Here is a 12,935-nt window from a genome sequence, read left to right as displayed (position 1 = left end):
ATACAGACTCAAAAAGGAAGATGCGCAATGCGAAGAAGAATCAGCTTGCCTTTAAAATTATTTTTTATCGTGTTTGCGTTTGTATTAGGCTGCATAATCTTGATAAGCCAATTGTCCTATCGCTATGTCCAAAAGGAAATAAGAACCAATGACATCTTCTACACCAATCAAATACTTGACAAGGTCGATCAGTATTTCACCGTTAATTTTTCCTCCTTCCAGACGATCCTGTTCTCGGTCGAAACATCGGTGAAAGCCAACTTAGACAATACGGAAGTAATCAAAAAGCAATTAAGAGAGCTATATGAACTCAACAGCAATTACGTCAGTAATATTTATTTGATCAAAAGCGATTTATCCATTGTAGGCGGAAGCACGCCTACCCGTATTTTTGATGAACCGTTAGCGGAAAGAGAGCCTTTATTTCATGCGGCCGACAAGAACAGAAGGACGACCTTCGTCAGTGATCCTTACAAATCAAAGTATTCCGGCTGGACAGTTACGATGGTTCGATATCTGAATGGCGCTCCATTTCCGATGGCCATTGCCGTAGATTTGGATCTAAATGCTATTGAAGAAACCTTGTTCAAGATTAATAAGCAGGAACAAATGAATTTGGCTCTGATCACCGCATCGGGTAAGATCATTGCCGGATTTTCGGAAAATAGAGGACCGCTGAATGTTCAAGATCATACTTTTTCAATCGGGGAAACGTCAGCAGAACAAATTCTGGATACGGCAGAAACAACCCTTCAACTGCATACCAAGGATGGCCTGCCGGTCTCCCTATTGAAAAAACCGACGGAGAAATTCAATTGGACCATTATCTCGATCAATGATGAATCACGCTTGAAAGCCGCCTTGTCCAGATTGGAAACCTATTATATCGAGCTTCTAGCCGCAGGTCTTCTCTTAAGTTTGTTCGTTTCTTTTTTTATTGCCAAGTATATAAGGACTCCGCTCTTTGCGCTCAAATCAAAAATGAAACGAGTGGAACAAGGCATCCTTACAACGACAATAACGATTAACCGAAACGATGAGTTCGGAGATCTCTCCCGAGCCTTCGACCGTATGCTGCAGCAAATTGTAGAATTGATACGACGAGCGGAGGTTCATAATGAGCTTGAGAGGAAATTGGAGATTCAAGTGCTGCAGTCTCAAATCAACCCTCATTTTCTGTATAACACGCTTGGTTCGATCAGCAATGTTATTCGTCTCGGACAAATAGAGAAAGTAGATGTGGTGATCGGATCGCTCATTTCATTATTGGAATACGGGATTGATGACGCTTCAGAGAAGGTTTCGCTACACCAGGAGTTACGAAATGTAACGGACTATATCGAAATCCAGAACATCCGCTATAACAGAAACTTCCACTTGATTGAAAATATCGAAGCAGGGTTAATAGATTTCCCCGTTTTTCGAATGCTGCTGCAGCCCCTTGTGGAGAATAGCATCTTCCATGGCTATAACGGAGGAGGGATCGAAGGCCCGATAACGATTCATGCGTACAGGGAGGGCAGCATCGTCATCATCGAAGTCATTGATCAAGGCGAGGGAATTCCACCTGATAAAATAAAGCGTATTTTAGTTTCAGAACCGAGTGATGTGGAAGTGAAAAGGAAAAGAATCGGTTTAAATAATATTCATGGCCGAATTAGACTTCACTATGGAGAACAATACGGGCTCCAAATCGTTAGCATACCTAAGAAAATAACCCGTGTACGCGCCATATTCCCAGCAGACTTGCTAAAAGGAGAAACATAATGGTGAGAAACTATACCTGCTTCATTGTTGACGATGAAGACCTAATCATTCAAAGATTGGAATTATTTTTTAACGAGCTCTCCCATAGGGATAAGCGATTTGTTCTAGTGGGAAAAGCGAATAATGGGCTGAATGGGATTGAGGAAATTTTAAAGCTTAAGCCGGATATCGTAATATCCGATATCGTTATGCCGAAAATGGATGGAATCTCCATGATTGAGCAGCTAAAGCCGGAGCTCGCCCATACCCAATACATCCTTTTGACCGCCTATTCATCCTTTGAATACGCTCAGCGAGCTATTCATGCCAACGTATTGGAGTACATTGTTAAAGTTCCGCTGAGGGAAGCGGATTTGGATCGGGCCTTATCTAAGGCGGCTGGGATTTTAAATGAGGTGAAGAAAAAAGAAGCGGAATTTCAATCGTTAAACGTATCCGTGCTTGAAAATAAATATAGAGTCCGCAAGCAATTTTTTAACGAACTGATCAGAGGCGAAATTCCTTCCCATCGGGCATCGGATTTTGCCAATCGCATGCAGTTCCATTTCTTTCAAGCCAACTATTGCTGCTTCATTGTTGAAATGAATACGTATGAAAGTTTCCGGAACGAATACTCAGCAGCTGATCAAAACATCTTGAAATATGCGATGACGAATGTAATCGAGGAAACGGTGATGAATGGTGGAAGCGGCGTAGCTGCGGATCTGTCCGATAATCGTTTTATTGGCTTTCTTTCCTGGGAAAATAACCGCAGTGATATGGAAACGGAATATGCTTGCCAATCATTAGGAGGGCAGATCGTCTCTCATTTGCAACAATATTTGAATCAACGGGTATCCGTCGCTTTCGGAGGTCCGCATCGAGGCTGGGAATCGATCAAACAAGCGTACACGGAAGCTAAAAATGTGAGTGAGGATTTCTACTATCATACTGAGAAAGTCGTAAAAACACCCATGCATCGGTTCCAATACCATAATGACAAAAAAGCAGAATTTCAGCAGAAGCTGGCTGATTTTCTTATATGGTTGAAAAGGAAGATTTCCAAGGAAGAGCTGGATAAAGAACTTGCTGATTTGAACCAATTTATTTCAGACCATAAAATCCAAAAGTCTATCATGGCACCCATGCTTCGAGACTTGTATAGAGACATTACGTTGAAGTTTAAATCAGGGAACAAGCTGGCCACAGAAGCAGCTGAATTCCCCATGGAATTTATGGCATTTCAGGACCAGCTTGCCTATATTGGCGACTTCACATTCGAATATGTACATGCTGGACAACTATTACATCGTGCAGAAATCATGAGTGCTATGCAGTTTATAGAGAAAAATCTGAAACAGCGTTTAACGCTGGAGGCTATTGCCGAGGATGTAAATTTGGCTCCGTCGTATTTTAGCAGCTTATTTAAAAAAACGATGAACGAAGGCGTGATCAGCTACATCAACCGTAAAAAAATCCAATTAGCTCTAGAGCTGTTAAATGTTCAGGATTATTCTTTATTGGAATTGTGCGAGGAAGTAGGAATCGTAAATGAAGGTTACTTTTGCAAACTATTTAAAGAGTATACGGGTGAGACACCTAAGCAATACCGGATAAAAATGACACGGTACGAATCCAAATAAGGTTGCAAAGAATGTATGATTTTTTCGCGAAATCATGTAAAAAAAAAGGGATCAAAACAATTACCATGATAGAAGGATCTAATCATGGAGGTTATCAAAATGGAGCTTATAAAAGCAGATGTAACCGTCGTAGGCGGAGGTATTGCTGGAATTTGTGCTGCTATTGCTGCCGCACGCCAAGGGCTGCAGGTTTCACTAATTAATGATCGGCCGGTTCTTGGGGGAAATGCGAGCAGCGAGGTCCGGGTTCATATCAACGGGTCGGCATATCTCGGAAACAGTCCATCCTATTATGCTCGTGAGGGCGGGTTGGTAGAAGAACTCAAGCTGAAGATCTTTCATTATAATCCGTTATACAACAAGAAGCTTATGCTTTCGCTTTCGGATACGGTCTTGCTCGACATGGTTTATGCTGAGCCTACTATTTCTCTATTCCTCAATACATGCGTGCATGAAACGGGGATGGAAAACGACAGAATTAAATGGGTGGAAGGCCTTCAACTCGCTTCTGAAAGAAAATTTCGTTTTGAAAGCCGAACCTATATCGATTGCTCCGGCGATGGCATTGTTGGATATCAAGCAGGTGCTCACTTCCGATGGGGAAGAGAGGCGAAGCATGAATACAACGAGGATTTGGCTCCCGAAGTGGCGGACCATTACACCATGGGCGATACGATTCTATTTCAAGCCCGTAACGTAGACTATTCCGTTCCTTACAAAAGACCTGGCTTTGCGTATGATATTACGAAGTTGCCCTTTTTCGATAGTATCAGAAAAGGCTTAAACCATCGCTCTTTTCCAAGGAAAATCAACGGACTTGGCGGATTGTGGTGGCTCGAATACGGCGGGCATATGGATATTATAAAGAATAACGAAGACATCGCATTGGAACTACGGAAATTGGTATACGGGATTTGGGATTATATCAAAAATAGCGGCGAGTTTGATGATGTGGACAATCTCATCTTGGATTATGTATGCCCGATTCCGGGAAAGCGGGAGTCGAGGCGGTTCATAGGGGAGCATATGCTGTCTCAGAACGATCTTACAGCAAAACCTCATTTCGAGGATGCAGTATCCGTTGGAGGCTGGTATATGGATCTGCATGCGAATAAAGGCATCTACGATGAGGGACCGGCTACAGCGTGGAATTTCGTGCCGGGATTGTATAATATTCCTTTCCGCAGCTTATTTTCACGCAATATTGCTAATCTCATGTTCGCTGGCCGCAATATAAGCGCTACCCATGTCGCTTTCGGGTCTACAAGGGTTATGGCAACCTGCGGTTGTATGGGGCAGGCGGTAGGAACGGCTGCTGCGTTATGCTTAAAATACGAGGCAGACCCCGCGGAAATAGTCACAGCCCATATGGGTGAGCTTCAAGCGCAGCTGCTTCGAGACGGGCAAACGATTGTAGGGCTTCAAGAGGAGTTGGATCCTTATTTCGCTGACGGATTAACGATTCATGCCTCGTCTCAGCGTAGCTATGATAATCTTCATTCAACCGAAGATATTTCCTTGGAGAACGCGTTATGTTTGGTCTTGCCGATTCAGACATCCGTAGCTGAAAGCGTGCGGATTAATATTAAAAATAGGTCCGAGCATCCGGAGACTTTGCAAGTCAAGCTGTTTGGCGGAGATCGGAAGGAAAACTATATTCCCACCAGCGAGCTGAAAGACTATCCCTTGGTTGTTGCAGGCGGTTATGACGACTGGATAACGCTGGACCTCAGCTGCAAGAAGCCGGCTGACGACAAAATCTACATTGTACTGGAAGGTGCGGCGAGCCTTGCTGTATACGGAAATGAAGAGAAGTTGACAGGAGCGGTCAGCTTCCATTATAGGCCAGAAGTTCCGTCAAAGCTGAAGAAGCTTAATAAAAGCATTTGCTTCAAAGACCTGGTGCCATCCCAAAATATGTATAGCCCAGAGAATGTCGTTAATGGCTTCTCCAGACCTTATGGTCAGCCGAACGGTTGGATATCTGAACGTACAGAAGGACAGGAATGGTTGGAATTCTGCTTTGCAAGCCCCAAAAATGTGGAAGAAATCCATCTTGTGTTCAATTCACGGCTGGATTTGGAGCATTTCGACGATCCGATCGAGCTCCTTATCCAAGATTATGATGTGACCTTGACCTTCGAAGACGGAACCGAGAGTGAAATCATCATCCGCGGTAATTATCTCACGCTGAATAAACATAAGGTGGATGCGAAACGCGTAACCCGAATCCGGATTCATTTCTGCGCAACCTACGGTTCTCCTTACTATGAAGTGTTTGCTGTGAAATGCTTTGCTCCGAAATTAATAAGTGAGGGCAGGTGAAGTCGCGATGAAGGAACTATTCCCTCGAAGAGGGCTGCCTAATGTCATTTCGAAGTTGGAACATGGGGAAACCGTGACAATCGTCTATTTTGGCGGCAGCAATACGCGTTCTCAAGGATATAGAGTCATGACGGGAGATTGGCTTCGAGGTAAATATCCCAATGCGGAAATCCGCTCTGTGAATGCAGGCATTGATGGGACAGGATCAGACCTCGGCTGCGCACGCTTGGAGACGGATGTACTGCGTCATCAGCCTGATCTTGTGTTTGTCGAATTTGTTGGTAACGATGGCGGAGTCCCTGAATCCAAGGCGCGGATCGAAGGCATTGTCCGACAGATCCGCAAGCGAAGCCCGTTCACCGACATTTTGTTCGTTTATACGATAAAGGAGCGAGATGTGGCCTTATTTCAAGCCGGCGAATACCAGAAAGGGGCTATTATGCAAGAGGAGGTGGCCGATTATTACGGTATTCCTTCCATTCATCTGGGCGTAGCGGTCAGTCAATTGGTATCCGATGGAAAGCTCATTTTCACCTCAAGGGCAGAACAGTCCAATCCAGGAGCCGTTATTTTTACACATGATTCGGTCCATCCGACAATTCCCGAAGGGCATCAGATTTATACGGATACGATTACCCGGTCATTTGAGAAAATAAGCGAGCTTCGCGATCATCAGGGAAGACTCGAATATCACTTGCCTCGGAATCCGTTGGTCCCGGCTAATCCTTGGGAGTATGCAGCCATGCTGCCGCTGGATAATCTTACTCTTTTTTCGGAAGGATGGTCTTACATGACCCCCGATGATTTTGCGTTAGTGCGCGAATATAGTTGGTTGTTCCCTGGCCTATGGCGAGCTGTCGATCCTGGAGAGGCTATCACGGTGCAATTCGAGGGGACCCATATAGGATTATTCGATATCGGGGGGCCTGATTCTGGCCGATTGAAGGTGTCAGTTGATGGAGGCGAACCCTTCCTTATCGATCGATTCACACCCTATAACGATCATAATCGAAATCAATATGTTTTCTTGCCGGAGCTGCCGAATGGGAAACATACGGTTCGCTTCGAAGTCGATCACGAGAAGACAGACAAAGCGGCCGTGTTTGAGGAAAGCGGCAATGCTAAAAGTATGGAGCATGTTCGGCAGCATCCAGCTTGGTATGATCAAACGGTCATTCAGCTTGGGAAGCTGTTAGTGGTGCAGCCGCCATTATAATAGATTTGTCCACTTGGAAAACCTACATTCTATCTGACTGCGATTGAGCGGTCAATTAGGATGTAGGTTTCTTTTTTAGACATATGAATTTTTGATAGAAGACTTTATAAGTTTTAGGCGATAAAGTATTATTCTATTTCTATGAGAAACGGATACCCTCCACTTACATATGACGGCGAAGCCGTTTCTTATCGCTTAAAATCTTATAAGAAATTGTTAAAATGAAAGAAATTTCAAGATGATGTGACGTGCTATGATAAAAACGAAGGAGCTGGATTAGCTGATGGAAAAGGCTAATTGCTTTTTACGAACATTCAAGCAAAGGGGGCATTATTATTTTGGAAGCGTTATCATTTATAGGAAAGGCTGTGAGTGGTTTGGTCAAAAGGAAGCTGTTTTTCTTCATCGTTTTCATGTTGACGATAGTAGTTCCTTTCAGCCTGGTTGGAATAACGACCGCTTATGCGGAGACCTTACCTTATCAGACGATTATCATCGATGATGGAAGCATCACGATCAATGATGTTGTGACACCTGATGCGGGTAACGAGAACAATGGATATTCGGCTCCAAATTGGACCACAAGCACAGGGGTGAAGGGGTATGATCATTCCAGCTCCAAATATACGAGTACAGCTGGCAGATCGATAACATGGAATCCGCGCTTGGAAGCAGGAACAGCGAAAATATCGTTATACAAGCTTAATTGGGAGGATAAGGCTGATAGCAATGTAAAAATCGAAATCGTTCATAATGGAACGACGGATGTAGTCTATCTGGATTTGAGACCCTCATCTGGCGCTCCTGCGGGATGGGTTGATTTGGGAGAATACTATTTTTCCGGAGTTGGTGAAGAATTCGTTAAATTGACACGGTCTACCAGCACCACGAGTACGATACTTACGCGAGCTGATGCGGTCAAGTTCGAAGGGAATATTCAGCAGAAAGAGCCGCATAAGACGATCATTATTGATGATGGAAGCCTCACGATTGATCATATCGTCACCGTAGATGCAGGTAACGCGAGTAATGGATTCTCCTCGCCTTATTGGACCACAAGTGCGGGAGTGAAGGGATACAATAATTCCAGTTCCAAATATACGGACGCAGTAGGTAGAAGCATCACTTGGAATCCACGCTTGGAGGCAGGGACGGCGAGAATATCGTTCTATAAGCTTGATTGGGCGGATAAAGCAGATAGTAATGTAAAGATTGAGATTGTTCACAACGGGATTACGGATGTTTTGTTTATGGATCTTAGACCTACGTCGGGTCCATCGGTCGGATGGGTGGATTTGGGGGAGTATTATTTTAGTGGTGATGATACCGAATTTGTCAGGCTGACTCGAATGCAACCTACGACGGGCACGATTATTACTCGGGCCGATGCAGTCAAATTTGAAGGGAATATCCGTCAGCAAGCTCCGCCGTTGCCCGCGCTGCGGAGCCGCACATTAGCGAATCTCAGTTACACAGAAAAAGGCAGCATCGAAAATGCAAATTATAAGGCGACCTTCTATGAGGCAGCATGGGATGGAGGCAAATCCATCGTTCGTGACATGTTCTACAAGAACACGGACACAGGGAGCTGGATGCCAATAAATAATGTGTCGGAAAGACTTGAGGAGCAATGGGTTTTATTGGATGGGAATGCGGGGAGCCGAACCAATTACTACGATACGATGAACAAACGCTGGATTACATTCGACGGGATCCATTTTCCAGACAGCCACACGGCGGTTTTAACCGATTCTATGCATGGCAGTGATTACGATTTTGAAGTGAACTGGTCCATGGCAGGGGATAAACCAGATGTTTCCTTCGCCTTCACGCCTCGCCGCGATGGCAATTATGTGATTGGATATCAGTCCTTCACAACAGAGCAAATCTCTGGCGTCAAGGAAGTATTAAATGGATTTAGGTCGCATGCAAAAATGGTAGGTACGGTGGAATCCACAAGCCTTCGGGAGCTAAGCGCTCCGATGAGTCTGGTTGAGAAGAATGACGGCGCGGGGAATCCATTGACGTATGGGGTATTTGTACCTTCGGAAGAGCTTCCGGTTGAATTTGAACCGACGGGCGGCGTTACGAAACAACGGCTTGGCATGAGCCTTGTCAATAATGAAGGCAGCGTGCAGCCAATTCTATATGCTCCTCAGTTAGGGACTTATTCACAAATGAGCGCAGAAAACACCTATCAATTTCATATGGGGCTAATCGCACAAAAAAGCAATCTTTACGAGTCCTACGCAGATATTCTTCGCAATGAGTACGGTTATTCGGCATACCGGGAAAATGTATCAGATCAGTCGTTTACTGACGCGATGTTCAATATGATCGATCTGCTTAAGATAGAGCCGCAAGGGGACGACTCCGTTCAGTATGTCCCGTCACCCAGCGGGTGGTGGAGCCGAGCCAAGGGCTTTATTGATATCGAAAACGAAGATAGCGTTCGAACAAGCTCGAATGCAGTTCTTTTGGGGGCTTATTATTTGACTGGGGATGACCAGCTTTACGATACGAGAGCATTGCCGTCCGTCCAGTATGGCGTATCGCGAAATGGTATCGGTTGGTCGCCAACGCAGAAGAAAGTATATGGCGTGCCTTCGTTATGGAAAATGGCCACCCTGCCGTTCGATGTTTCAAGCGTAGCCGCTGTCAATCAGATGATGGGCACTTCGGCAGGAATTGGAGCGCTGGCACAGGAAGAGTACCTCGTGCGTGATCCTGACCAGAAAGACCGAGGTCCTGTCATCCAGCCCCTGATGATGTATCGGATGACGGGAGATGCGCAGTATTTACAGGCTGCCAAGGATGCAGCTGACAGTTATATCATGCAGCATATCGATACTCCTGAATCCGTAAATGTGAGTAAAAATGAATTCATTTATTATTATAGCAAGCTGTGGATGGAGATTTTGGAGCTTTACGAGGAAACACAGGATCCCAAATACTTGAATGCCGCTTATAAGGAAGCCAAACGGTATGCCACCATGTTCGTTGCTCGTCCAGTTCCTGAAGGTACCGTTATGATTCCGCAGCCTGAAACGTATAATTACGCGGAGTCGTTCCATTGGCCGGAAAGCGGTAAATACCAATATCCTAGGAGCAAGCTCCCAGAAGATGTAGCAGGAGGCGTACAAGCGGATAGCTGGCTCGTTTCACCGAACGGATTAACATTTGAAGCAGGAAGCACAACCGGTTATTATCGGATGAATGCTCAGGAAGCTCCATTTATGCTGCGATTGTCGCTCTATACAGGTGATAAACTACTGCAGGATATCGCTCATAATTCGGTTATTGGTCGATATTCCAGCTATCCAGGTTATTACTATAAGGGATTTGCCGTTAGCCAACTTGAACCGGATTTTCCTCTGGAAGGTCCTAGCGGGGCTACATCTATCTATTATCACCATATACCGGGGCAGCTCGGGCAAACAATGGATTATTTGATCAGCGAGCAATCATTGAAATCAAATGGGAGTATTACATTTCCTTCCGTATTCGAAACGAATTTTTTATGGTTCAAATATCACCTTTATGGCAATAAACCAGGTCATTTCTACGGTAATTCCGACGTTTGGCTCTGGATGCCCAAGGGCATTATCCAGACGAACGATCCTCAATTGAACTGGATAACGGGAGAGAGCGGGGATAAATTTTATATCGGACTAAGCAACGCATCGTCAGATGAAGTTCAGACTTCGATTGAATTGAATGCGCAAATCATTGGGTTCAACCCGTCACAAGATTATACCGTAACCATCATCCGCGATAATGGCACACCAGAACAAGCGGTTATGAGTAACGGAATCATTCAAGCTACGGTTTCAAGCAAAGGGATAACCGCTATCATTGTAGAGGGACTCCAGATTGATGTGCCGCTGCATCAGGTTAGAGCTGCTGATACATCGGATGCAAGCTATTTCTTTGATATCCATAGTCCAATCGATGCGGTTAAAGGGATGCTAATCGTCAAGCCCGACGAAACGGTTTATGATGCCTATGTACAGGCAAAAACGACGAAACCAGCGACAATCCATTATTCCTTGGATGGCGGGGCTACGTATACAACCATCCCAGATACGATATATCCGATGGAATGGTCGATACGGGTGAACGACTTATCTCAAACCTTCACATATTACGTGGAATCAGACGGGAAACAAACTCGCAAACGGACACTCTATCTGCCTGATAAAGTATCCGAAACTCCAGTCCAACCGGATTGGCAGGAGGGTTCATCTATCATTATAGATAATACGGAGGCGGAGACAGAAGGGGTCTAGATAAGGGATTCAACGGCTAACGACTATTACTACGATAACTATGTGTATGCCAAATCGACAACCGGCACAGCGACAAGCAAAATTATTTGGCGGCCGGAGCTGCCGGATACCGTTACTTACAGTGTGTATTACAAGCTTCCGCAAATAACCACAGCGAGTGAAAGCTGGGCAACGAATGCCTCATTTGCCGTTTATTATAGCGGGGGCTCTGATTCGGTTACCGTTGATGAGACAGCGGCGAATGGTACTTGGGTGCACCTAGGCGATTATCCTTTTGCAGCAGGGGATAGCGGGTACGTGGAACTAACCAATAAGGCCAATAAGTCTCGTGTCGTTGCCGATGCGATCATGTGGGTGGACCCGAACAGGATGCCGCAATTGGAGGCTGCAGTGATCCTATCCGATCGGAACGAGCTGCAGATGACTCAAACCGCACAACTGAGCGTAACCGGCTATTTGGATAATGGTTTGATCGGTGATCTAACACAGGCCAATGTGCAGTATTTCCTTGATCGTACGGATCTGGCTGAAGTAGACAGCAGCGGTAGGTTAACCCTTCTAAATCTCGATGGAGACACAGATCACATTGAGGTATGGGCGACTGTAACGATTGACGGAGTGACCTTAACAACACCGCCTTTGATCATCACGATCAAGGACCTAACGGTTATCGTCGACAGTACAAATACAACGGGGTTGTACACGACAGAAGGGTCTTGGAGCCAAAGCAACTTAGCCGGATACAAAATTGGGGTTAAGTCCCGTTACTCTACCGTTCAAGGATCATCAGCAACGTGGAAAGGCCTGTTTCCAGAGGGAAAATATACGGTCTCCATCTACAAGATCGTCCATACGACGGCAAACGATAATTATGTCAAAGTGGAAGTGAAGCATCAATCAGGTACCGAGGTCACATATATCGATGCAACAGTTGGCTCATCGGGTTGGGTTAATCTAGGAACGTTCGACTTTGCAGGAGACGGCAGCGAGTATGTTCGTTTAACCAGGGTTACTCCTACAACGGTAGACCCGCCAACACTTCCTGCCGATATGATCTATACGAGGGTTGATGCAGTCAAATTCGAACGGCATTCCGTTAGTCCTGAGCTGATTGTGAATGAGGTTCCAGGTAAACCGATACTTTCGAATAATAGCGGTGTTGCGACAGGCTTACATGATGGCAATTATGACATTGCGATGAATATGTGGTGGGGGACCAATGGCTCTCTGTATAAGTTGTACGAGAATGGCCAATTGATCCAAACGAAGTCATTGCCCGTTGATTCGCCAACTGCCCAAACTTCCATAATTCCAATTCAAGGCAAGCCAAATGGAACCTATGTGTATACATGTGAGTTATCGAATTTGTATGGAACGACTTCATGTGATCCACATACCGTCACCGTGGCTGATGCGAATCCTGGCAAACCTGTGTTATCCAGTGACAACTGGGATCAAGACGGGAACTATACCATTACTGCAAATATGTGGTGGGGCACGAACGCAGCACAGTATCGATTATATGAAAATGACGAACTTATTGAAACGCAATCTTTATCTTCACACTCACCAAATGCCCAATCGGCTAATACACAAATTTCGGGAAAAGCTCCTGGCATTTATCAATATCGCGGTGAATTTATGAATGGAAGCGGAACAACGGTAAGTGATGTTATACAAATTATTGTAAAATAACGCTATGAGCTGAGTGGATGA

General features: G+C 45.1%; 6 protein-coding genes. All 6 read left to right on the top strand.

All coding sequences use genetic code 11. The annotated features are described in order from the left end of the window. The first annotated feature begins 27 nt into the window (after positions 1–27). The 6 genes from AC0VYE_RS16910 to AC0VYE_RS16885 all read left to right on the top strand — a co-directional run bounded on the left by AC0VYE_RS16910 (position 28) and on the right by AC0VYE_RS16885 (position 12,914). A complete protein-coding gene (locus tag AC0VYE_RS16910) occupies positions 28–1,767 on the top strand; it encodes a sensor histidine kinase (RefSeq protein WP_475449340.1) in 1,740 nt (579 codons plus the stop codon). Continuing rightward, positions 1,767–3,389 carry an AraC family transcriptional regulator gene (locus AC0VYE_RS16905; RefSeq protein WP_475449338.1) on the top strand — a complete coding sequence of 541 codons (1,623 nt, stop codon included), beginning with the start codon at positions 1,767–1,769 and terminating at the stop codon, positions 3,387–3,389. The genes AC0VYE_RS16910 and AC0VYE_RS16905 overlap by 1 nt, the downstream gene beginning before the upstream one ends. 99 nt (positions 3,390–3,488) lie before the next feature. After that, positions 3,489–5,714, top strand: a complete 2,226-nt coding sequence (locus tag AC0VYE_RS16900) for an FAD-dependent oxidoreductase (RefSeq protein WP_475449336.1) — start codon at positions 3,489–3,491, stop codon at positions 5,712–5,714. Between the two features lie 7 nt (positions 5,715–5,721). Continuing rightward, on the top strand, positions 5,722–6,930 hold the full coding sequence (locus tag AC0VYE_RS16895) for an SGNH/GDSL hydrolase family protein (RefSeq protein ID WP_475449334.1): 1,209 nt from the start codon (positions 5,722–5,724) through the stop codon (positions 6,928–6,930). Positions 6,931–7,268: 338 nt separating this feature from the next. Then, complete coding sequence (locus tag AC0VYE_RS16890) at positions 7,269–11,219, top strand: golvesin C-terminal-like domain-containing protein (RefSeq protein ID WP_475449332.1); 3,951 nt, start codon at positions 7,269–7,271, stop codon at positions 11,217–11,219. Further along, positions 11,220–12,914, top strand: coding sequence for a golvesin C-terminal-like domain-containing protein (locus tag AC0VYE_RS16885; protein WP_475449604.1), 1,695 nt, complete (start codon positions 11,220–11,222; stop codon positions 12,912–12,914). It abuts the gene before it with no gap. Positions 12,915–12,935: the final 21 nt, after the last annotated feature.

The organism is Pristimantibacillus sp. Z349TD_6, from assembly GCF_056173205.1.
This window is presented reverse-complemented; position numbering and strand designations above follow the sequence as displayed.